Consider the following 23,782-nt stretch of genomic DNA (forward strand, 5'->3'; position numbering starts at 1 on the left):
TGCTAATGGATGAAAAATTGAAATAAAAGTGTCTTTTTGTTTTAAAGACGAGAGTTGCGGGCAACTGCCCGAAATTGGGTGGTACCGCGGATAAATACATTCGTCCCTGTCATGTAGATGGCAGGGGCGATTTTTTGTAGAAAGTGAGGTGAGAAGAATGTCAAGAGCTGAATTACCAGAACGCTTAGAAACCGAACGGCTCGTCTTGCGAGTTCGTACAGTGACTGACGCCGAAGATATTCATGCCTACGCTAGTCTCCCAGAGGTCGCCTATCCAGCAGGATTTCCGCCCGTCAAGACCTTGGAAGATGAGATTTATTATCTGGAGCATATTCTTCCAGAACGCAATCAAAAGGAAAATCTCCCAGCTGGCTATGGGCTTGTCGTCAAAGGAACAGATAAAGTCATTGGTTCGGTTGACTTCAACCACCGCTATGAGGATGATGTGCTAGAGCTTGGCTATACCTTGCATCCAGACTATTGGGGTCGAGGCTATGTACCAGAAGCAGCGCTTGCCTTGATTGACTTAGCCTTTAAAGATTTGGATCTTCACAAGATTGAACTGACTTGTTTTGGATACAATGTCCAAAGTCAACGAGTCGCAGAGAAGCTTGGATTTACCCTCGAAGCTCGAATAAGAGACAGAAAGGATGTTCAAGGAAACCGCTGTGACAGTCTGATATATGGTTTGCTGAGAAGTGAGTGGGAGGTGATTTGATGCATCTTTTCATCATTGGTGCTCCAGCCTCAGGAAAAATGACGATTGGTCAAGAACTGTCTCGACTGACGGATGCTACCCTATTTTATAACCATCAAGCCATCGATTTTGCACTAGAAATCTATCAGGATTATACAGAGGAGATGTGGGAATTTGTTCGTGGAATTACCTTTTCTTTCCTTGGAGCAAGTGCAAGAAATCAGCGATCAGTAATTTTAACAGACGTAATTGATTTTTCAAATCAGTACCAGCTGATGTATTTGAAGCAAATTCAAGATTTGTTGAATGACTATCATCAAGAGATTCTTTTTGTTGAATTGGAAACAAGCCTTGAAGAACGCTTACATAGAAATCGAACGGAGAACCGGTTGAAGCACAAACCCTTGAAACGACATATTGAGGTATCTGAAAGAGAAATTTTAGAGACCGCTGAAACACTTCAATTAAATTCCCAGCATCAACTGAATGAGTTGCACCACTACTTTAAAATAAATAATACGAATTTGTCTGCAGAAGAAGCTGCTAAGCAGATTCAAGATAAAATGAATACAATAGAGAAAGGACACACACATGTCTAAAGAACTTTCACCTAAATACAATCCAGCCGAGGTTGAGGCTGGTCGTTACCAAAAATGGCTTGATGCTGATGTTTTCAAGCCTTCAGGCGATCAAAAAGCTAAGCCTTATTCAATCGTGATTCCACCACCAAATGTAACTGGTAAGCTTCACCTTGGTCACGCTTGGGATACGACTCTTCAAGATATCATCATCCGTCAAAAACGTATGCAAGGTTTTGATACGCTTTGGCTTCCTGGTATGGACCACGCGGGGATTGCCACTCAGGCTAAGGTTGAGGAGCGCTTGCGTGGAGAGGGCATTACACGTTATGACCTAGGTCGTGAGAAATTCCTCGATAAGGTCTGGGAATGGAAAGACGAATATGCCACTACCATCAAGGAACAATGGGGCAAGATGGGGCTCTCAGTCGACTACTCTCGCGAGCGTTTCACTCTTGATGAAGGCTTGTCAAAAGCTGTTCGCAAGGTCTTTGTGGACCTTTACAAGAAAGGCTGGATTTACCGTGGTGAGTTTATCATCAACTGGGACCCAGCAGCTCGCACAGCCCTTTCTGATATCGAGGTGATTCACAAGGATGTCGAAGGTGCCTTCTACCACATGAATTATATGCTGGAAGACGGTTCACGCGCCCTTGAAGTGGCGACAACTCGTCCTGAGACCATGTTTGGAGACGTTGCGGTTGCGGTCAACCCAGAAGATCCCCGATACAAGGACTTGATTGGTAAAAATGTCATCCTTCCAATCGCTAATAAACTGATTCCAATCGTTGGAGACGAACACGCAGACCCTGAGTTTGGTACTGGTGTCGTGAAAATCACGCCTGCCCACGATCCAAACGACTTCTTGGTTGGTCAACGTCATAACTTGCCACAAGTCAACGTGATGAACGACGACGGAACTATGAATGAGCTTGCCTTCGAGTTTGCAGGTATGGACCGTTTTGAAGCTCGTAAGGCAGTCGTTGCCAAGTTGGAAGAAATTGGTGCCTTCGTTAAAATCGAAAAACGTGTCCACAGTGTTGGTCACTCAGAGCGTACAGGTGTTGTGGTTGAACCACGCTTGTCTACTCAATGGTTCGTTAAGATGGACCAATTGGCTAAGAATGCTATTGCCAACCAAGACACAGAGGACAAGGTAGAATTCTACCCACCTCGTTTCAACGATACCTTCCTCCAATGGATGGAAAATGTTCACGACTGGGTAATCTCTCGTCAGCTCTGGTGGGGTCACCAAATCCCTGCTTGGTACAATGCTGAGGGTGAAATATATGTCGGCGAAGAAGCTCCAGAAGGCGACGGTTGGACTCAGGACGAAGACGTCTTGGATACTTGGTTCAGTTCTGCCCTTTGGCCATTCTCTACCATGGGCTGGCCAGATGTCGACTCAGAAGACTTCAAACGTTATTATCCAACATCAACTTTGGTGACTGGTTATGATATTATCCCGTTCTGGGTATCTCGAATGATTTTCCAAGGTTTGGAATTTACTGGCAAATCGCCATTCAAAAATGCATTGATTCATGGTCTGATTCGTGACGAGGAAGGCCGTAAGATGTCTAAATCACTGGGCAATGGGATTGATCCGATGGATGTTATTGATAAGTACGGAACAGATAGCCTGCGTTGGTTCCTTTCAAACGGTTCTGCACCAGGTCAAGACGTGCGCTTCTCTTACGAGAAAATGGATGCTTCATGGAACTTCATTAACAAGATCTGGAACATCTCTCGCTACATCCTCATGAACAATGAAGGCTTGACCCTTGAGCAAGCAACTGCCAATGTGGAAAAAGTTGTCAACAAGGAAGCTGGTAATGTCACAGACCGCTGGATTCTCCACAACCTCAATGAAACCATCGGAAAAGCAACTACCAACTTTGACAAGTTTGAGTTTGGTGTGGCTGGTCACATCCTCTACAACTTTATCTGGGATGAGTTTGCGGACTGGTACGTTGAGTTGACTAAGGAAGTCCTTTACAGCGATAATGAAGAAGAGAAAGTTATCACACGTTCTGTTCTCCTTTATACTTTGGACAAGATTCTTCGTCTCCTTCACCCAATCATGCCATTCGTGACAGAGGAAATCTTTGGGCAAATCTCAGAAGGCTCTATCGTGACAGCAGAATACCCAACTGTTAATCCAGCCTTTGAAGACCTCGCTGCTCACACAGGTGTAGAGAGCCTCAAAGACTTGATCCGTGCCGTTCGTAATGCGCGTGCGGAAGTAAACGTAGCACCAAGTAAGCCAATCACCATCCTTGTTAAGACAAGCGATAGCGACTTGGAAGCCTTCTTTAACAGCAATGTCAACTACATCAAACGCTTCACAAATCCAGAACACTTGGAAATCGCATCAAACATCCCTGCACCTGAACTCGCTATGTCAAGTGTCATCACAGGAGCAGAAATCTACCTGCCACTCGCAGATCTCCTAAATGTCGAAGAAGAACTAGCTCGTCTCGACAAGGAACTGGCTAAATGGCAAAAAGAACTGGACATGGTCGGCAAGAAGCTCTCTAACGAACGCTTCGTAGCCAATGCCAAACCAGAAGTCGTCCAAAAAGAACGTGACAAACAAGCTGACTACCAAGCGAAATATGATGCGACCGTAGCACGTATTGATGAGATGAAGAAGTTGGTGAAATAAACATAGAAACACGGTGATAAACCGTGTTTTTTGGTATAATGAAAAATGAGAATATTTTTTGAAAAAAGGTAAGAAATGATAGAAGTTGTAGACTTATTTTCTGGTGCTGGAGGATTGACTTTTGGCTTTCAGAATACAATTAAAAATAATAAATTTGTTTCCAGAAATGACTTTAACATTAGATTTGCAAATGAATTCAATCATGATGCAGCAGAAGCTTTCAGACAAAATTATCCTAGAGTTACTATGATTGAGGAAGATATTGCTAATATAGATGAACATTTTTTAAAATCCAAAGGAATCAGTTCAAAAAGAGTTGATTTAGTTATTGGTGGACCACCTTGTCAGTCATTTAGTACGGTTGGTAAGAGACAATATGATAAAAGAGCTAAAATGTATAGAGAATATCGAAGAATACTTTCTTTTATCCAACCTAAGATGTTTGTTTTTGAAAATGTTTTTGGACTTTTAACTATGAAAAATGAACAGAACGGCCCAATCATTAGAAATGTAAAAGAAAGTTTTAATGATTTATCAAGCTTTGGTGATGTCAGTGGTTATGACGTTTTTACTAAATTAATTAATGCAAAAGATTTTGGTGTTCCTCAAAATAGAGAACGTGTTTTTTTGATAGGAATAAGAAAGGATTTAAAAATTAAGTTCGAGTGGACATTCCCAGAAGAAACTACCCTAAACAATGAAATTACATTAAGAGATGCAATTAGTGATTTACCTATATTAGGAAATAATGAACAAAAAAATAATTATATATGTGAACCAAGAACAGAGTACCAAGCTTTATTAAAAGGAAATCAAACCGAGCTACTTAATCATGTTAGTCGAAATCATGGTGAGAGATTACAAAAAATAATGAGAGCTCTTGAAGAGGGGCAAGGAAAAAACGATATTAATAGGATGGTAGAAGATGGTATTTTAGATAAAGATTTATACCTGACTTCTGGCTATAATAATACTTACGGTAGATTGTGGTGGGATAGACCTTCTACTACTATTACAAATAATTTGTCAACACCATCCTCTCTTCGTTGCATTCATCCTGAACAAAACCGAGCTTTGACGGCTAGAGAAGGGGCAAGAATTCAATCTTTTCCAGATAATTATAAATTTGTAGGTGGATTGCAAGCTATCAATACTCAAATTGGGAATGCTGTCCCCCCTATTTTGAGTATTCATCTGGCTAATAGAATAAAAAATTTTTTCGAGGAAAATAAATTATAAAGGCGTTTGATTATGATAGAAACTAATAGTATCCCATTTAACTTCTCTTATTTTGCTTTAAACTTGTTAGGAAAGCAAATGTATACTAATAATTGGAGCGCAATATCTGAATTAATAGCTAATGGTTTAGATGCTGGTGCAACAAATGTCAAGCTCTATATAGAATCTATCGATAAAGAGAATTCGATATTAGAGATTTTAGATAATGGCAGTGGAATGAGCTATGAAGATTTATCTACTAAGTACGCCTTGATTGGTAGAAATAGACGTATATCAAACGAGGAATTCTCTGAGAAGACAAAGGGAAGAAAAGGTATAGGAAAATTAGCGACATTATTTTTGTCAAAAAAATATTATATAGTTTCTAAGAAGGGAGGAACTGAAACAGCTTGGATGTTAGACTCTACAAATGCATCTGATAGCGATATTCCTGAATTAATTCGTGTTGACATTAATGATGTATCTATTGAAAATAGAAGTGTTTGGGATTCGTTTGAGTCGGGGACTTTGATAAAATCGGTTGGAGTTAATTTAGCTGGATTTGCAGAGGGAAAGCTAGATTCTTTAAAGATGAATTTGGCTAATTATTACTTGTTAAACAATATTGGTGCAGTTATCGAAGTGGCGTACAAGACTAAAGCAAAACAGAAGATAGAATTTTCAAAAGTTTCTAAAGTAATTGGATTTAAAAATTTGTATGCTTTTTTTCAAACTTCTGAAGGTATCGTTGAAAACAAATTGTTAAATGACTCAGTGAAAATAAATGCAGATTTAGAACAAGTATCCAACAAATTACGTAAGGTAAAAAAATTAAATCCATCAGATATTACTAAAATAAATTTAAAAGGAAAAAGAAAATTTATAACTTTACAAGGATATGCAAAGGAATTTAATTATGAATTAACTGGTTGGATAGGAATCCACAGTACAATTAATATGGTGGAAGCAGCTGAAAATACAAAAAATGATCCCAATAATAGATTTATAAGGAATTCTGTTTATAAGGCTAATCAGCTAAGACTTTATGTTAGAGATAAATTGGCAGTATCAGATTTTATGCCACAGTTAAATAATACTCAAGCATTTAGTAATTATATAGAAGGGGAAATCTCATTTGATATTTTAGACAATGATTATTTGGAGGATATTTCAACTTCAAATCGTGAAGGATTATCAGGAAATGATGAAAGGATAACTTTATTGATTGAACTGCTAAAACCAATTGTTAATAAGTTGATAAGTGAACGTGTTAATGTTGGTGGTGTAGTTCGCAAAGAAGTGGAAAAAATTCGACAAGAAGAAAAAGAGAAATCAGAAAGAAAAGAGCAACTTGCAGAGGAAAAAAGGAAGCAAGCAGAAGAAAATAAAAGAATTGCAGAACAGCAACGTCAGGAGGCTGATTTAGCTAGAAAATTGGCAGAGACAAAACAAAAAGAAGCAGAAATAGCTAGAGACATAGCAGAGGAGGAAAGTAAAAGAAAGGATGTTTTAATTGGAAGTAATAATTCTGCGCAACAAAATTTGCTGGCTCATGAATTAACTGGAGTGTATAAAAACATAGATTCAGTAAATAAAAAAATTGTTGCAGATTTTAAATCGACAGATGATTTTGAACGAGTGAGCGAGTATGTTGTTAGTCTAAAAAAATCTTCTGGAAAATTATTTACAATAAAAAACCAAATTCTCAAATTAAATACTTCGGAAGTAAAAGGAAGGAAATACATTAATGTCAAAAGTTATATAAAGAGTTACTTAAACAGTCTGTCTTATAAAAATTTAGAGATTATAATTGATTTTTCAAATAATCCTCATACTTCCAGAGTACATATTTTTGATTTAGGTATGATACTAGATAATTTTATTATAAATGCTATGGATCAACTAGCAGACAAAATTATATTTAAATTCATAGATGAAGAAAATAGATTAGTTATAACTTCTAATAAGCCATTATCTTCTGAAATAGTAAATAAGGACGATATTTTTAGATTAGGATTTACTACTAAAGAAAATGGAACAGGAGTTGGAATGTACATAATTAGACAAACTTGTAAAAAATTTAAATGGGAAATTAAAGTGGTTTCAAATACGGAAGAAACAAGCTTTATAATTGAATTAGGTGATAATTAGAAAATGCGTAGAGATATTAGTATTATTTGGTTAGAAGATGAGATGGAAGATGCTTTTCACGACTATTTAAAAATAGTAAACAAAGCTATAGAAGATAAAGGTTATCAATTATTAACAGATAATTGTTATTTATGTGAAAGCATTGGAGATGCCAGAAAAGTTTTGGATGATAGTTCTAAAAGAATCGATTTTTTTATATCTGATTTTAATTTAGGAGAAGAATATGCGAATGGTATTGATAATGGCATTGACTTTTTAAGTGATGTAAGAAGTCGAGAAAACTATAAGCAATTTTTTATTCTTTATTCAAAAAATTATGATGAGATAAAGGAGACAGTAATAACAAAAATTAATAAGGAAGATAATCTAGGATTATTAAATAATACTATGATTATCAACTTATCCTCTCCTAGTGATGAAGTAATTAAACGTGAATTTCAGAAAGCCATTGAAATTAGTCTATCAAAATGGGATGAACTAAATGCTCTTAGAGGAGAGTATATGAGTGAAAATGCTGAGATAGAATATGAATTAAAAAAAATATTAAAGGTTGACTTGGCAGATTCTAGAAATTATAAATCTCTATACGGAGATTTTAAAAATAATCATCTTAGTAAACGTGATAAAACCCTCAACAAATCATTATTGAATGATTGGATGCGAATGATAGATAAACGGAATTCATTAGCTCATTCTAAAGAAGAATTTAATGATGTAAAAGGATATGTGATATCAAATATTGATGATAAAAGTATACAAATTGTAGAAGAGGAAATTAACGAAGAGAGAAAATTATTGATACATCTATCAGAACGAGTGAAAGCATTGGTAAGATCAAGACCAAAAAGAATAATCAATAATAAACATTAATGATGAAAGTACATAATTGTATAACAGGAAATTAATAAAGATAGGAAATTGTTGATAAATCCATAGGAGCAAGTAAAAATATGGGTACAAATAGATCTTTTTATATCCAATAAAAAGATAAAATACAATTATTTGCAAATTATCAAAATACTACTAATATAACTAACATTTCTAGAAAGCAGGTAACTACATGACAAATTCTGTAAGTTTGAACCGACCTGAGAAGTACAACATTGCAGCTTTCTTCTCAGGTGTTGGAGGGATTGAGTTGGGATTTGAACAGACCAACGAGTTCAGAGTGGTGTATGCCAATGAATTTGATAAGTATGCGCGTCAGACTTATCAGTTAAACCATCCAGATACCTTTTTGGATGGTCGTGATATTCACGATGTTCAGCCAGAGGACATCCCGGCTGAGCGCGTGGATGTGATTATGGGAGGTTTCCCTTGTCAGGCCTTTAGTATTGCGGGTTATCGTAAGGGCTTTGATGATGATCGTGGCGATCTTTTCTTTGAGTTGCTTCGCATGATTGAGGGGCGTAAACCTCGCGCTATTTTCATAGAAAACGTCAAAAACATGGTCGGTCATGACCATGGCAATACCTTCAAGGTTATTCGTGAAGCCTTGACGGAGAACAACTACTTCATTAAGTGGAAGGTTCTCAATGGGAAAGACTACGGAAATATCCCACAAAACCGTGAGCGGATCTACATTGTCGGTTTTGATACTAAGGAAGCTTATGACTTGTTTGAATTCCCAGAGGAAATCAAGCTGACTACGACTCTTCAAGACGTCATTAACTTTGGCGATAAGCTAGATGAGGTCTACTACTATCGTGAAGGTAAGCAGAATTTCTACGACCAGTTGAAGTTTGAAGTCACCAGTCAAGATACAGTTTACCAGTGGCGCCGTCAGTATGTCCGTGAAAATAAAAATGGCGTTGTCCCTACCCTAACAGCCAATATGGGAACAGGTGGACATAACGTTCCATTGATTCTGACAGATAGTGGTGAGATTCGTAAGTTGACTCCCAAAGAGACCTTTAATGTTCAAGGCTATCCTAAATCATTTAAAATCCCAGAAGGGGTTTCCAATGGTCAGCTCTACAAGCAGGCTGGAAATAGTGTAGTCGTTCCCGTGATTAAACGCATCGCGGAGAATATTGCCAAGGCTTTGAACGAAAGCCAAGGACATTCTCAACTTGACCGCTCAGGAAAATTTGCCATTATCTACACCAAGATGAATGGCCAGTTTGAAGGGCAATCCTATGTCAAGGACTTTGTAGATAGCTATGACCAGGCACTTGAAAAAATCAAGGCTTGTGATGATGGTTTAGCTCTTCTGTCAGATGAAGACTATTTGAGACTTGTAAAAAAACGAGGTAATCTCGAATTTTACAGTATTAATTAACGAATATATAAGAGGGTTAGTGAAAAACTAATCTTCTTTTGATATACTGAAAATAGAAAAGAGGGTGCTTATGTGGGAACATCTAAAGTCTGAACAAAAAAACAAATACAAAACTTTAATTACCAACTTCGCTAGCTTGAGCCAAGCTTTCTCTCAAAAGGCAGAATCCGAAGACGAGGGACAAACGGAGAATTATGTTGCTCCTATCGTCAACTCCAAATTTCAGGAGACTGTTTTCCAGAAGGCTTTTAATGCTGTTGGGGAAGATATCGCCAATACTTCCTATGATGCTTCTGTCGTTGTGGATGAAAATCATAAATACCTAGTGGGTATCAAGTCTTTTGGAATCAATTCAGGAGACCAAAAAATTGCCCAGTTCAAGAAAGATTCTCAATCTTGGACGGACTTATTGGGTGATATCAAGTTTCATGCGGATATTTCAGCTGATAAAGAAGCTGCAGACAAGGAAAACTATCAAAGATATGAAGAATTGGCAAGAAAGATTGCGACTTTGAGGAATCAGAGAATAGAGTCTTCTAAGGCGCAAATCAAGGGATTTAACTCGGAATCAGTCAATGTTGAAGCTGTTTACCACGTCTTGATGCCGACACCAAAAGGAGAAAATCCAAGGATTTTTGTCGGTGAGACATCTTATTTACCAGTAGATATTGATAATCTGGTCATTGAAGGCTCAACCACCAAAAATAATCCAACCAATTTTCGTTTTACGGATGGGCAACACCACTACAAGTACACGGCAGCTGACAGCCAGCTCCACATGACTTTTAACAATAAGGACATTGTGGTAGATACTTGGGATGTGCATTATATCGAAGATCCTTTTTCTCTCTTTGAAAATCTTCATTTACTGACCGCTGAAAAGGGACAATCCGATATCCTAGAAACCGTGTCTTGGGTTATCACAGACAAACATGGAAACGTGGAAGAAAACTCTGGTTTCAATGCTTTTAATGGTGGATCAAAACTAGCTAAGAAAGATCGTCTGCCGCGGATTCTAAAGATTCAGAATAAATTCAAAGACAATTTAGCTCCAGAAGAACTAGCTTTTGTGACCTTCTCTTTAGAAGAAATCCTCTTGAAAAAGTGGACTAGCAAGGAAGAAAAAGTTCAGATGAAGACTATTCGTGAGGACTTGATTCACTTTGTGCATAATACTGGCAATGAAAAACTCATTAAAGAGATTGAACAACTCGTCTATCGTCCAGTCAGCGAAGTTTACATTCCTCTGCCTGACTCCAAGAATTTCCATGATGAAAGACCGGATTTCTTTGGTCCAGGATTTGGATGTTTTGAACCTGACACTAAAAAACTAGCTCTATCCAAAGAAGAAAGAACTTTTAAGTTACGATTTTTACCTTCCGGAGATGTCATCGATGCCTATATAAACCAAGAAGCTGGGAAGGCGATTCAGTCAACTGATAAGCAAGAAATTCTTGGAAATTGGATTTTGCGTGGTGTTTTCCAGTTGAAAGAACGAGAAGTCTTGACAGGCCAACGACTCAATGAACTGGAAATCAACGGAATTCGTTTGACTAAGTTTAAAAATGGAGAAGTCGGTATTGAATTTATCTGGATTGATACCGAAAATCCACCTAGCGATGCTATTGGCTGGGTAGAAAAGAAATAAAAGTCCTGTCACTTTCTCCCCCTTAACCTTTGACTATTCTGCAAAATTATCGTAAAATAAAGAGTAAATGATAAAATGAGGTCAGAGTCTGTTCGCTCTGGCGATAGTAGTATAAATGAGGAGAAACGCTTTGGAATTAGAAGTATTTGCTGGGCAAGAAAAAAGTGAACTATCTATGATTGAGGTAGCGCGTGCTATCTTGGAACTTCGTGGTCGAGACCATGAGATGCATTTTAGCGATCTTGTAAACGAAATTCAAAACTACCTTGGGACATCAAACAGCGATATCCGTGAAGCCTTGCCTTTGTTCTACACAGAGTTGAACTTTGACGGTAGCTTCATCTCACTTGGAGACAACAAATGGGGGCTTCGTTCATGGTATGGTGTAGACGAAATCGACGAAGAAATCATCGCTCTTGAAGAAAATGATGACGATGAAGTAGCACCAAAAGCTAAGAAAAAACGTGTCAATGCCTTCATGGACGGCGATTCAGATGCTATTGACTACAATGCAGATGATCCAGAAGATGAAGACGCATACGAAGCAGATCCAGCTCTTTCATACGATGATGAAAATCCAGATGATGAGAAAAATGAAGTGGAAGCTTACGATGCAGAAATCAACGAAATCGCTCCAGATGACTTGGGTGAAGATGTGGATCTTAACGAAGAAGACGACGAGTTTTCAGATGATGATGCTGAAAACATCGAGGAATAAAAGTTAGCTATTGACAATTATCCTAATTTTAGGTATCATATTGTTCGGGCACCTCTTTTAGAGGTCGGGGCTCCCTAGTTCTTAGGGAGCTATTTTTGTTTTTTTAAAGAAGTTATCTTCTTGTATTTTAGTTGTGAATCTGGTGCAGTCGTCCCAGATTATTCTTATTAGTAGGGTCTTGTTTTCTATGTCCCCTTGTAGTTAACAAGGCCTTGAGCATTTTAGAAAGAGGAATCTATGTCTACGAAATATATTTTTGTAACTGGTGGTGTGGTATCGTCTATTGGGAAAGGGATTGTCGCAGCGAGTCTAGGCCGTCTCTTGAAAAATCGTGGTCTCAAAGTAACCATTCAAAAGTTTGATCCTTATATCAATATCGATCCGGGAACTATGAGTCCTTACCAGCACGGGGAAGTTTTTGTGACAGATGACGGAGCTGAGACAGATTTGGACTTGGGTCACTATGAACGTTTCATCGATATCAATCTTAACAAATATTCCAACGTGACTACTGGTAAAATTTACAGTGAAGTTCTTCGTAAGGAACGTCGTGGAGAATACCTTGGGGCAACTGTTCAGGTTATTCCTCATATCACAGATGCTTTAAAAGAAAAAATCAAGCGTGCCGCTCTAACGACTGATTCTGATGTCATTATCACAGAGGTTGGTGGAACTGTTGGGGATATTGAGTCCTTGCCATTCTTAGAGGCCCTTCGTCAGATGAAGGCGGATGTGGGTGCGGATAATGTCATGTATATCCATACAACCCTGCTTCCTTACCTCAAGGCTGCTGGTGAAATGAAGACCAAACCAACTCAACACTCTGTAAAAGAATTGCGTGGATTGGGAATCCAGCCAAATATGTTGGTTATTCGTACAGAAGAGCCAGCTGGTCAAGGAATTAAAAACAAACTGGCCCAGTTCTGTGATGTGGCACCAGAAGCCGTTATCGAATCGTTGGATGTTGAGCACCTTTACCAAATTCCATTGAACTTGCAGGCACAAGGTATGGACCAAATTGTCTGTGACCATTTGAAATTAGATGCACCAGTAGCGGATATGACAGAATGGTCAGCTATGGTAGACAAGGTCATGAACCTCAAGAAACAAGTTAAAATTTCCCTTGTCGGTAAGTATGTGGAGTTGCAGGATGCCTACATCTCTGTAGTTGAAGCTTTGAAACACTCTGGTTATGCCAACGACGCAGAAGTTAAAATCAATTGGATCAATGCCAATGATGTGACAGCAGAGAATGTGGCAGAACTCTTGTCTGATGCGGATGGAATCATCGTACCAGGTGGATTTGGTCAACGTGGTACGGAAGGGAAAATCCAAGCCATCCGCTATGCGCGTGAGAATGATGTTCCAATGTTGGGAGTCTGCTTGGGAATGCAGTTGACATGTATCGAGTTTGCTCGTCACGTTTTGGGTCTTGAAGGTGCCAATTCAGCAGAACTTGCACCAGAAACAAAATATCCTATCATTGATATCATGCGTGATCAGATTGATGTTGAGGATATGGGGGGAACCCTTCGCTTGGGACTTTATCCATCTAAGTTGAAGCGTGGATCTAAGGCAGCGGCTGCTTATCACAATCAAGAAGTGGTGCAACGCCGTCACCGTCACCGTTATGAGTTTAACAACGCCTTCCGTGAGCAGTTTGAGGCAGCAGGCTTTGTCTTCTCAGGTGTTTCTCCAGACAATCGTTTGGTCGAAATTGTGGAAATTCCTGAAAATAAATTCTTTGTAGCGTGTCAGTATCACCCTGAACTGTCAAGCCGTCCAAATCGTCCAGAAGAACTCTACACTGCCTTTGTCACTGCAGCAGTTGAGAACAGTAATTAGCAAGCAAAAAATCTTTGAGAACAATCTCAGAGGTTTTTTACTTGTATATTTAGGATATGAGTTGCAAAATAAAAACATAGTGATATAATTAACATAATAACGACTAAGGAGGAACTACAATGAAAAAAATCACACTATTTGGTTTGTCTCTAGCAGGTTTAGCTTTGCTAGTTTCACCTCATTCAGGGCAGGCATTTGAGCTTAAAGAAGAATGGGTTGTTAAGTGTGGAGTACAGTATCAAGATGGCAAGATTCTTCGGTTTAACAATGGTCATGAAGTGGATATCAAAGTCTTGGATTTGCCAAAAACCGAGAAAATCGAGTGGACAGTTAGTCTCAATGGTCAAGATCAGACTGTCAATTTCCTAGGTCAAGAAAAGGACAAGTCTATGATCGGGGAAGAAGGGCGTTACCTGAATTTTTATGTTCCATATGGCTATAGAGGAGATATCAAGGTAGAGGCCAAGAGCGGAAACGAAGTGAAGACCTGGTCAACGAAAGTTGTGGATGATATTCATAATGATAGTGGAAAGAGAGGTTACTATCGTATTGAAGAATCGAATGATCAATACACTTACCTCGATGCTAAATGGGATTATCAAACCAAGACTTACACTGCTACCTTACCAGAGACTGTCAATGGTCAAAAAGTCTTTGCTTGGACAGATTATGACAATGGCGAGTTGAAACTTGAAAAACTAAAGTCTATCAGTCATAAATATGATGGAGGATCTTTCAAAGAACTTTATCCGATTGTAAAAGCAGAAAGCTGGCTAAAATCAAACCAAAACTGGTACTATCAAAAACAAGGTCAATTAGTACAGAATACTTGGGTTAAAGACAAGGGAACTTGGTACTTTATGAATGATAAAGGAGTCATGTTCAATCAAACTTGGCTCTATCAAGGTGGTAACTGGTATGCCTTTAAATCATCAGGAGCTATGATTGCTAGTGATTGGCTTTACGACCAAGGCAAGTGGTACTATTTATCAACTTCAGGAGCTATGAAAGCAAGCGCTTGGGTTTATGACAAGGGAGAATGGTATTATGTAAGTTCTTCTGGTGCCATGCTAGCGAATGATTGGGTCAAAGACAATGGTAAGTGGTATTATCTGTCTTCATCAGGTAAGATGCTTCGCAATACCTACACGCCTGATGGTTACTACGTTGGCAACTCAGGTGCCTGGCAATAAGAATAATACTCTTCGAAAATCTCTTCAAACCACGTCAGCTTTATCCACAACCTCAAAACGCTGCTTTGAGCAATCTGCGGCTAGCTTCCTAGTTTGCTCTTTGATTTTCATTGAGTATAAGAAGTCCTTTTCCTTAAAGGAAGGGGCTTTTTACTTGCTTTTTTTCTGTTTCCTCATTTGTCCTAAAGCCTTTTTTGTGTTAAAATGAATGGTATGAAAGCTAAAAAAATGTGGATGGCAGGCTTGGCTCTGCTAGGTATTGGAAGCCTTGCCCTTGCTACGAAAAAAGTTGCAGATGACCGTAAGCTCAGGAAGACTCAGGAAGAGTTGACAGCGATTGTGCGAGACCATTTTTCAGACATGGGGGAAATTGCGACCCTCTATGTTCAAGTCTATGAAAGCAGTCTAGAGAGCTTGGTTGGTGGCGTCATTTTTGAGGATGGCCGTCATTATACCTTTGTCTATGAACATGAAGACCTAGTCTATGAGGAGGAAGTCTTATGATACAACCAGCAAGTTTAGAAGAATTAGCATCTTTAGTAGAAAAAGATGGCAAGAAGGTTTTTCTTTTTGTGGCGGACTGGTGTGGCGATTGCCGTTATATCTATCCTGCCTTGCCAGAAATTGAGGAGACCAATCCAGAGTTCACCTTTATTCGGGTGGACCGAGACCAGTACATGGATTTAGCCAAACTCTGGGATGTTTACGGAATTCCTAGCCTTGTTGTTCTAGAAAAAGACAAGGAAATTGGTCGTTTTGTTAATCGCGACCGTAAAAGCAAGCAACAAATTAACGACTTTTTAGCAGGACTGAAATAGGAGAAAAAGGAAACAATGATTTTTACATATAATAAAGAATATGTCGGTGATGTCCTTATGGTCATCGTGAAAAATAGCGGAGATGCCAAACTGGATGTGGAGCGCAAAGGCAAGGTAGCCCGTGTTTTTCTCAAAGATAATGGGGAAACAGTGGCGTGGAATATTTTCGAAGTTTCAACTTTCTTTGAAATCGCAGAGCGCGGTCAAGTATTTTTATCAGATGAGCAAGTCGCTCGTTTGAACCAAGAATTACAGGCAGAAGGCTTTACAGAAGAAATTGTTAATGACAAGGAACCTAAGTTTGTTGTTGGTGAAATTGTTGAGATGGTAGCCCATCCAGATAGTGACCACCTCAACATCTGCCAAGTTGCAGTCGCAAGTGACAAGACAGTGCAAATCGTTGCAGGGGCTCCCAATGCGCGTGTCGGGTTGAAAACCATTGTGGCTCTTCCTGGAGCTATGATGCCCAAAGGCAATCTTATTTTCCCAGGTGAGCTTCGTGGCGAAAAGAGTTTTGGCATGATGTGTAGCCCTCGTGAACTTGCCTTGCCAAATGCTCCGCAAAAGCGTGGTATTATTGAATTATCAGAAGACCAAGTTGTTGGAACTCCATTTGATCCAGCTAAACACTGGACTACCTAGGAAGTTGTCAGTATCTGATAGACCAGCTAGAAGGAAATAAGATGACAAAAAATGTTGTGATTACAGGGGCGACATCAGGAATCGGTGAAGCGATTGCGCGTGCTTATCTGGAGCAGGGTGAGAATATCGTTTTAACAGGTCGACGGACAGATAGACTAGAAGCCCTTAAGTCGGAGTTTGCAGAAGCCTTCCCAAATCAGACAGTTTGGACTTTTTCGCTAGATGTCACAGATATGACCATGGTAAAGACTGTCTGCTCTGATATTCTAGAAACGATAGGTCAGATTGATATTCTGGTCAATAACGCAGGTTTGGCTCTTGGCTTGGCTCCATATCAAAACTATGAAGAGTTGGATATGCTGACCATGTTGGATACCAATGTCAAAGGTTTGATGGCAGTCACTCGCTGTTTCTTGCCAGCAATGGTAAAAGCCAATCAAGGACATATCATCAATATGGGCTCAACCGCAGGAATTTATGCCTATGCGGGTGCAGCAGTTTATTCAGCTACCAAGGCAGCGGTTAAGACCTTTTCAGATGGTCTGCGAATTGATACCATCGCAACGGATATCAAGGTGACGACTATTCAACCGGGAATTGTCGAAACAGATTTTTCTACGGTACGTTTTCATGGTGATAAAGAGAGAGCTGCGTCCGTTTACCAAGGAATAGAAGCCTTGCAAGCTCAGGATATTGCAGACACAGTAGTCTATGTGACCAGTCAACCTCGTCGTGTGCAGATTACAGATATGACCATTATGGCCAATCAACAGGCGACAGGTTTCATGGTTCATAAAAAGTAAAAAATTTCCTCGAAAAGTTACAAATTTCTGTAACTTTTTTGATTTTCTGCGAATAGATAAGTAGGAGGAAAAAATATGTATAATAAAGTTATCATGATTGGGCGTTTGACGTCTACACCAGAATTGCACAAAACCAACAATGACAAGTCAGTAGCGCGAGCAACTATCGCTGTGAACCGTCGTTACAAAGACCAAAATGGGGAGCGCGAAGCTGACTTTGTCAATATGGTTCTATGGGGCAAACTAGCAGAAAGCTTGGCCAGCTACGCAACTAAAGGTAGTCTTATCTCTGTGGATGGAGAACTTCGTACCCGTCGTTTTGAGAAAAATGGTCAGATGAACTATGTGACTGAAGTCCTTGTGACAGGATTCCAACTCTTGGAAAGTCGTGCTCAACGTGCCATGCGTGAAAATAATGCAGGACAAGATTTGGCGGATTTGGTTTTGGAAGAGGAAGAATTGCCATTTTAAGCATTAAAAAGTCTGAGTTGGTCTCAGGCTTTTTATATTGAGAAAGTCAGACTTTTTTCTTGACTATTTCTGACCAAGTGATACAATAGAACTATGAATTAGCACTCAAGTGTAAAGAGTGCTAATGATATCTATCTCATTATGGAGGAAATCAGATGTTGAAACCATTAGGGGACCGTGTGGTCTTAAAAGTAGAAGAAAAAGAACAAACTGTTGGAGGTTTTGTCCTCGCAGGTTCAGCCCAAGAAAAAACCAAAACAGCTCAAGTTGTGGCTACTGGACAAGGTGTTCGTACCTTGAACGGTGACTTGGTTGCTCCAAGTGTTAAAGCTGGAGACCGTGTCTTGGTTGAAGCACACGCAGGTCTTGATGTCAAAGATGGCGATGAAAAGTACATCATCGTAGGCGAAGCTAACATCTTGGCTATCATTGAAAAATAGAAGGAGAAAGTAAGTATGTCAAAAGAAATTAAATTTTCATCTGATGCCCGTTCAGCTATGGTCCGTGGTGTCGATATCCTTGCAGACACTGTTAAAGTAACCTTGGGACCAAAAGGCCGTAATGTCGTTCTTGAAAAGTCATTCGGTTCACCCTTGATTACCAATGACGGTGTGACTATTGCCAAAGAAATCGAATTGGAAGACCATTTTGAAAATATGGGTGCCAAATTGGTATCAGAAGTAGCTTCTAAAACCAATGATATCGCAGGTGACGGGACTACGACTGCAACAGTCTTGACCCAAGCTATCGTCCGTGAAGGAATCAAAAACGTCACTGCAGGTGCCAATCCAATTGGCATTCGTCGTGGGATTGAAACAGCAGTTGCTGCAGCAGTTGAAGCCTTGAAAAACAATGCTATTCCTGTTGCCAACAAAGAAGCTATCGCTCAAGTTGCAGCCGTCTCTTCTCGTTCTGAAAAAGTCGGTGAATACATCTCTGAAGCTATGGAAAAAGTTGGCAAAGATGGAGTCATCACTATCGAAGAGTCACGTGGTATGGAAACAGAGCTTGAAGTTGTTGAAGGAATGCAGTTTGACCGCGGTTACCTTTCACAGTACATGGTGACAGATAGCGAAAAAATGGTAGCTGATCTTGAAAATCCATACATTTTGATTACTGATAAGAAGATTTCAAATATCCAAGAAATCTTGCCACTCCTAGAAAGTATTCTCCAAAGCAATCGTCCACTCTTGATTATTGCGGATGATGTAGATGGCGAAGCTCTTCCAACTCTTGTTTTGAACAAGATTCGTGGAACCTTCAACGTGGTAGCAGTCAAGGCACCTGGTTTTGGTGACCGTCGCAAAGCCATGCTTGAAGACATTGCCATCTTAACAGGCGGAACAGTTATCACAGAAGACCTAGGTCTTGAGTTGAAAGATGCTACAATTGAAGCACTTGGTCAAGCAGCGAGAGTAACTGTGGACAAAGATAGCACGGTTATCGTAGAAGGTGCTGGAAATCCTGAAGCGATTTCTCACCGTGTTGCAGTTATCAAGTCTCAAATCGAAACCACAACTTCTGAATTTGACCGTGAAAAATTGCAAGAACGCTTGGCGAAATTGTCAGGTGGTGTAGCAGTCATCAAGGTCGGAGCTGCAACTGAAACTGAGTTGAAAGAAATGAAACTCCGCATTGAAGATGCCCTCAACGCTACTCGTGCAGCTGTTGAAGAAGGAATCGTTGCAGGTGGTGGAACAGCCCTTGTAAATGTTATCCCTGCCGTAGCTGATTTGGAATTAACAGGAGACGAAGCAACGGGTCGCAATATTGTTCTCCGTGCTTTGGAAGAACCTGTTCGTCAAATCGCCCACAATGCAGGATTTGAAGGCTCTATCGTTATCGATCGTTTGAAAAATGCTGAAGTTGGTACAGGCTTCAATGCAGCAACTGGCGAATGGGTTAACATGATTGATCAAGGGATTATCGACCCAGTTAAAGTGAGTCGTTCAGCTCTACAAAATGCAGCATCTGTAGCCAGCTTGATTTTGACTACGGAAGCAGTCGTAGCCAATAAACCAGAACCAGCAGCCCCAGCTCCAGCAATGGATCCAAGTATGATGGGTGGGATGATGTAAGCTTTCTATAGAAAACAACTTATAAAAAACACAAAAGGAGGGAATGGCTATTCCTCCTTTTTATGATATTCACTTCTAAATAGATTTGAGCTCTCCTAACTTATATGATAAAATAAGACTATAAAAAGGAGAAGAACATGATCGATGTAGAAGAAATTCTGAGCAAGATGAACCTCAATCAGAAGATTAATTATGACCGTGTCATGCAGAAGATGGTACAAGTATGGGAGAAAAATGAGCAACGGCCAACCATTCTCATGCACGTTTGCTGTGCCCCTTGCAGTACCTATACCCTCGAATATTTGACCAAGTATGCAGATGTGACAATCTATTTTGCCAATTCTAATATCCATCCCAAGGCAGAATACCATAAGCGTGCCTATGTGACTAAAAAGTTTGTCAGTGATTTCAATGAGCGAACTGGCAATAGCGTTCAATACCTAGAAGCTCCTTATGAACCTAACGAATATCGTAAACTGGTTCGAGGTTTGGAAGAAGAGCCTGAAGGTGGCGACCGTTGCCAGGTTTGCTTTGACTACCGACTGGATAAGACAGCTCAAGTGGCTATGGACTTGGGCTTTGACTACTTTGGCTCAGCCTTGACCATCAGTCCTCATAAGAATTCTCAAACCATTAATAGTATCGGAATCGATGTGCAAAAAATTTATACAACCCACTATCTTCCAAGTGATTTCAAGAAAAATCAAGGCTACAAACGTTCGGTAGAGATGTGTGAAGAGTATGACATTTACCGTCAATGTTATTGTGGTTGTGTCTATGCAGCCCAAGCTCAGAATATTGACCTGGTTCAGGTTAAGAAAGATGCTACAGCTTTCTTGCTGGATAAGGATGTTGAAAAAGACTATTCCCACATCAAATTTACTGTTACGAAATTAGATATATAGAAATCACCCCAGCTGTAAAGCTGGGTTTTTAAAATAAAAAAACCGGGGTCTTAACCCCAGTTTGACAACTTTACCGATTCTTTAGTTCTACATAGCGCTTGTACCAAATGTTTACATAGGCTTCTGAGAAAGGACCTCGTCCATTGTTAATCCAATCAACAAGAATTTTGACATGTTCTTTTAAAATATAGTCCAAGTCATCGGAATAATTCATTTTGCGTTTGTGACGCTCATACTCCTCAACGTCCAAGAGACGTTTCTCTCCATCTGTAAAAATTTTAACATCCAAATCGTAATCAATATACTTCAGTGCTTCTTCATCCAGATAGTAGGGGCTAGCCATATTGCAATAGTAGGAAATTCCATTATCACGAATCATGGCAATGATATTAAACCAATATTTCTTGTGAAAGTAAACAATAGCCGGTTCTCGAGTGACCCAACGACGACCATCACTTTCGGTAACCAGTGTATGATCGTTGACACCAATAATGGCGTTTTCTGTTGTTTTTAGTACCATGGTGTCCCGCCAAGTTCGGTGGAGACTCCCATCATGCTTATAACTTTGAATTGTAATAAAGTCGCCTTCTTTTGGAAGCTTCATAACTAACCAACTTTCTACAATTTATAAGTTTATCGTTTACTATTGTACCATAAAATTACCTAAAATCTGTGAATTTTACATGAAAATATTAAAGATATTCTCTGAGAGCGCTTGCTATATCCGAAAAATCGTAGCCTTTTCGTGCTAAAACTTGAGTTAAACGCTGTTTAAGTTCGTATCCTTCATATTTTCGGGCATACTTAGCATATTGCTTATCAAGTTCCTTGAAGATGAGTTCCTGAGTCGTTTCTTGATCAACTTGACTATCCAACTGGTCAAAAGCAGTTTTAGCATCAGAATAGGAAAACCCCTTGTTGGTCAGATTTTGGATTATCTTATCTTGCAAGGCACGAGCTGGAAGTTTTCCCTCATATTTTTTCAATAGTTTATTAGCTACACGTTGAGCAACTTCAGAAAAATCAAATTCTTTCAAGTTCTCTTCTATAGTAGATTTTGAAATCCCTTTTTGAGCTAGTTTCTGAGTCAGTACATAAGGACCCTTGTCTCCTGAAAGTTGATTGGCATTGATGATAGCATAAGCGTACTGAGCATCATTAATCCACTTATCTTCTTTAAGATTAATAATGACTTGAGAAACGATGTTTTCATCAATATCGTATTTTTTCAGATATTCTCTGACCTCTTTTTCAGTACGTGCTTTAAAGGATAGGTGGTAGAGGGCTAGATTCTTACCGTAAGAAAATTGGGCAAAGTCCTGAATATCTTTCAATTCTTCTTCACTTATCACCTTATCTCTTGATAACATAAAACGAACAATAGTATCTTCAGTAATGTAGCATTTGTCGCCATTATCAAGCTCCATCAGATAGAGTCTTTTTTTCTTTTCAAGTTTTGTGATTTTCATAGTTCTATTATAACTCAAAATGTGATAAGATAGGGGTATGAATCTGAAAGTGAAACAAAAAATACCATTAAAAATTAAGCGCATGGGAATTAATGGTGAGGGAATCGGCTTTTATCAAAAAACATTAGTCTTTGTGCCTGGTGCTCTCAAAGGAGAAGATATCTATTGTCAGATTACTTCTATTAAACGTAACTTTGTTGAGGCAAAATTACTGAAGGTCAACAAGAAGTCTAAATTTCGAGTTGTGCCGGCTTGTACTATTTACAATGAATGTGGAGGCTGCCAAATCATGCACCTGCATTATGATAAGCAGCTGGAGTTCAAGACGGACTTACTTCACCAAGCGCTGAAAAAATTTGCTCCTGCAGGATATGAAAACTATGAAATCCGCCCGACGATTGGAATGCAGGAACCCAAGTACTATCGTGCTAAGTTACAATTTCAGACTCGAAAATTTAAAAATCAGGTCAAGGCGGGCTTATATGCACAAAGCTCTCACTATTTAGTAGAGTTGAAAGACTGCCTGGTACAAGACAAGGAAACCCAAGTGATTGCTAATCGTCTAGCAGAATTACTTACTTATCACCAGATTCCAATCACGGATGAGAGAAAAGTTCTAGGTGTTAGAACTATAATGGTCCGACGAGCAAGAAAGACTGGACAGGTTCAGATTATTATTGTTATAAATCGTCAGCTTAATTTAACCCTGCTGGTAAAAGATTTAATTAAAGATTTTCCAGAAGTTGTGACAGTAGCTGTTAATACCAATACAGCTAAAACCAGTGAGATTTATGGTGAAAAGACAGAGATTATCTGGGGACAAGAGAGTATTCAAGAAGGTGTACTCGATTATGAATTTTCACTATCTCCTCGAGCATTCTATCAACTAAATCCTGAACAAACAGAAGTCCTCTATAGTGAGGCTGTAAAAGCCTTGGATGTTAATAAAGAAGACCATTTGATTGACGCTTATTGTGGAGTTGGAACGATTGGATTTGCCTTCGCAAAGAAAGTTAAAACATTAAGAGGTATGGATATTATTCCAGAAGCCATTGAAGATGCCAAGCGAAATGCTAAAAGAATGGGATTTGACAACACACATTACGAAGCTGGAACGGCAGAAGAGATTATTCCTCGTTGGTACAAGGAAGGCTACCGAGCAGATGCTCTGATTGTGGATCCACCACGTACAGGTCTGGATGATAAGTTATTAGATACTATTCTTACCTATGTACCAGAAAAAATGGTCTATATTTCTTGCAATGTTTCGACCTTGGCTCGTGATTTAGTACGTTTAGTAGAAGTCTATGATCTCCATTATATCCAGTCGGTTGATATGTTCCCACACACTGCTCGAACGGAAGCTGTTGTAAAATTAATAAAAAAAGTTTAAAAAAGTAGTTGACAAGTCAGAAAAAGTCTGTATAATAGTAAGAGTTGAAAATAACAGCTCAGGTCCGTTGGTCAAGGGGTTAAGACACCGCCTTTTCACGGCGGTAACACGGGTTCGAATCCCGTACGGACTATGGTATGTTGCGGTTGAGGCACTTGATGAAAAAAGATTAAAAAAGTTTCAAAAAAGTGTTGACAAGCGAAAGCGAC

General features: G+C 39.2%; 22 protein-coding genes and 1 tRNA gene. 21 read left to right on the forward strand and 2 right to left on the reverse strand.

Annotated elements, in window-relative coordinates; genetic code table 11:
* The first annotated feature begins 157 nt into the window (after positions 1-157).
* The 19 genes from SM12261_RS01900 to SM12261_RS01995 all read left to right on the forward strand — a co-directional run bounded on the left by SM12261_RS01900 (position 158) and on the right by SM12261_RS01995 (position 20,711).
* Entirely contained in the window at positions 158-718 is a 561-nt protein-coding gene (locus SM12261_RS01900) for a GNAT family N-acetyltransferase (RefSeq protein ID WP_078228339.1), read from the forward strand.
* Entirely contained in the window at positions 718-1,296 is a 579-nt protein-coding gene (locus tag SM12261_RS01905; RefSeq protein WP_078228337.1) for an AAA family ATPase, read from the forward strand. Before SM12261_RS01900 ends, SM12261_RS01905 begins: the two co-directional genes overlap by 1 nt.
* Positions 1,289-3,940 carry a valine--tRNA ligase gene (locus SM12261_RS01910; protein ID WP_078228336.1) on the forward strand — a complete coding sequence of 884 codons (2,652 nt, stop codon included), beginning with the start codon at positions 1,289-1,291 and terminating at the stop codon, positions 3,938-3,940. Before SM12261_RS01905 ends, SM12261_RS01910 begins: the two co-directional genes overlap by 8 nt.
* Before the next feature lie 75 nt (positions 3,941-4,015).
* On the forward strand, positions 4,016-5,179 hold the full coding sequence (locus SM12261_RS01915; protein ID WP_078228334.1) for a DNA cytosine methyltransferase: 1,164 nt from the start codon (positions 4,016-4,018) through the stop codon (positions 5,177-5,179).
* Positions 5,180-5,257: 78 nt separating this feature from the next.
* Positions 5,258-7,309: an ATP-binding protein gene (locus SM12261_RS01920; protein WP_233280454.1), complete on the forward strand. Its 2,052-nt coding sequence runs from the start codon at positions 5,258-5,260 to the stop codon at positions 7,307-7,309.
* Positions 7,310-7,312: 3 nt separating this feature from the next.
* The gene (locus tag SM12261_RS01925) at positions 7,313-8,179 is read left to right on the forward strand and encodes a hypothetical protein (protein ID WP_078228331.1); all 867 of its coding nucleotides are present in this window, start codon (positions 7,313-7,315) and stop codon (positions 8,177-8,179) included.
* A 190-nt stretch (positions 8,180-8,369) separates the two neighbouring features.
* Complete coding sequence (locus SM12261_RS01930; RefSeq protein ID WP_078228330.1) at positions 8,370-9,590, forward strand: DNA cytosine methyltransferase; 1,221 nt, start codon at positions 8,370-8,372, stop codon at positions 9,588-9,590.
* A 70-nt stretch (positions 9,591-9,660) separates the two neighbouring features.
* The gene (locus SM12261_RS09425) at positions 9,661-11,238 is read left to right on the forward strand and encodes a hypothetical protein (RefSeq protein WP_161969978.1); all 1,578 of its coding nucleotides are present in this window, start codon (positions 9,661-9,663) and stop codon (positions 11,236-11,238) included.
* Between the two features lie 130 nt (positions 11,239-11,368).
* On the forward strand, positions 11,369-11,956 hold the full coding sequence (gene rpoE / locus SM12261_RS01940) for a DNA-directed RNA polymerase subunit delta (protein WP_000418405.1): 588 nt from the start codon (positions 11,369-11,371) through the stop codon (positions 11,954-11,956).
* Between the two features lie 237 nt (positions 11,957-12,193).
* On the forward strand, positions 12,194-13,801 hold the full coding sequence (locus SM12261_RS01945; protein ID WP_000105246.1) for a CTP synthase: 1,608 nt from the start codon (positions 12,194-12,196) through the stop codon (positions 13,799-13,801).
* A gap of 119 nt (positions 13,802-13,920) precedes the next feature.
* Positions 13,921-14,994 (forward strand): N-acetylmuramoyl-L-alanine amidase family protein, encoded by a 1,074-nt coding sequence (locus SM12261_RS01950; protein ID WP_161969979.1) that lies wholly within the window; start codon positions 13,921-13,923, stop codon positions 14,992-14,994.
* 204 nt (positions 14,995-15,198) lie between these two features.
* The gene (locus SM12261_RS01960) at positions 15,199-15,498 is read left to right on the forward strand and encodes a DUF4651 domain-containing protein (RefSeq protein WP_001013977.1); all 300 of its coding nucleotides are present in this window, start codon (positions 15,199-15,201) and stop codon (positions 15,496-15,498) included.
* On the forward strand, positions 15,495-15,812 hold the full coding sequence (locus SM12261_RS01965) for a thioredoxin family protein (RefSeq protein ID WP_000615777.1): 318 nt from the start codon (positions 15,495-15,497) through the stop codon (positions 15,810-15,812). Before SM12261_RS01960 ends, SM12261_RS01965 begins: the two co-directional genes overlap by 4 nt.
* A 15-nt stretch (positions 15,813-15,827) precedes the next feature.
* Positions 15,828-16,454, forward strand: a complete 627-nt coding sequence (gene ytpR / locus SM12261_RS01970; RefSeq protein ID WP_000578319.1) for a YtpR family tRNA-binding protein — start codon at positions 15,828-15,830, stop codon at positions 16,452-16,454.
* A 41-nt stretch (positions 16,455-16,495) separates the two neighbouring features.
* Positions 16,496-17,257, forward strand: a complete 762-nt coding sequence (locus tag SM12261_RS01975; RefSeq protein WP_000165331.1) for an SDR family NAD(P)-dependent oxidoreductase — start codon at positions 16,496-16,498, stop codon at positions 17,255-17,257.
* 75 nt (positions 17,258-17,332) lie between these two features.
* Positions 17,333-17,728, forward strand: coding sequence for a single-stranded DNA-binding protein (locus SM12261_RS01980; RefSeq protein WP_000282464.1), 396 nt, complete (start codon positions 17,333-17,335; stop codon positions 17,726-17,728).
* 155 nt (positions 17,729-17,883) lie between these two features.
* On the forward strand, positions 17,884-18,168 hold the full coding sequence (gene groES / locus SM12261_RS01985; RefSeq protein WP_000917337.1) for a co-chaperone GroES: 285 nt from the start codon (positions 17,884-17,886) through the stop codon (positions 18,166-18,168).
* A 15-nt stretch (positions 18,169-18,183) separates the two neighbouring features.
* Complete coding sequence (gene groL / locus SM12261_RS01990; RefSeq protein WP_000031580.1) at positions 18,184-19,806, forward strand: chaperonin GroEL; 1,623 nt, start codon at positions 18,184-18,186, stop codon at positions 19,804-19,806.
* Between the two features lie 137 nt (positions 19,807-19,943).
* Positions 19,944-20,711 carry an epoxyqueuosine reductase QueH gene (locus SM12261_RS01995; protein ID WP_000567554.1) on the forward strand — a complete coding sequence of 256 codons (768 nt, stop codon included), beginning with the start codon at positions 19,944-19,946 and terminating at the stop codon, positions 20,709-20,711.
* Between the two features lie 70 nt (positions 20,712-20,781).
* Here SM12261_RS01995 and ntdP read toward each other — a convergent pair whose 3' ends face one another.
* Together ntdP and recX are read right to left on the reverse strand one after the other, a co-directional pair.
* Positions 20,782-21,315, reverse strand: a complete 534-nt coding sequence (gene ntdP / locus SM12261_RS02000) for a nucleoside tri-diphosphate phosphatase (RefSeq protein WP_000775316.1) — start codon at positions 21,313-21,315, stop codon at positions 20,782-20,784.
* An 88-nt stretch (positions 21,316-21,403) separates the two neighbouring features.
* Positions 21,404-22,180 (reverse strand): recombination regulator RecX, encoded by a 777-nt coding sequence (gene recX / locus SM12261_RS02005; RefSeq protein WP_049499824.1) that lies wholly within the window; start codon positions 22,178-22,180, stop codon positions 21,404-21,406.
* Between the two features lie 37 nt (positions 22,181-22,217).
* Between recX and rlmD the strand changes: the two genes are divergently transcribed.
* Together rlmD and SM12261_RS02015 are read left to right on the forward strand one after the other, a co-directional pair.
* Positions 22,218-23,573 (forward strand): 23S rRNA (uracil(1939)-C(5))-methyltransferase RlmD, encoded by a 1,356-nt coding sequence (rlmD, locus tag SM12261_RS02010; RefSeq protein ID WP_020903149.1) that lies wholly within the window; start codon positions 22,218-22,220, stop codon positions 23,571-23,573.
* Between the two features lie 61 nt (positions 23,574-23,634).
* A tRNA-Glu gene (locus tag SM12261_RS02015) sits at positions 23,635-23,706 on the forward strand.
* The last annotated feature ends 76 nt before the right edge of the window (positions 23,707-23,782 follow it).

Source organism: Streptococcus mitis NCTC 12261, from assembly GCF_000148585.2.
In the GTDB taxonomy this organism is placed as follows: Bacteria; Bacillota; Bacilli; order Lactobacillales; family Streptococcaceae; genus Streptococcus; species Streptococcus mitis.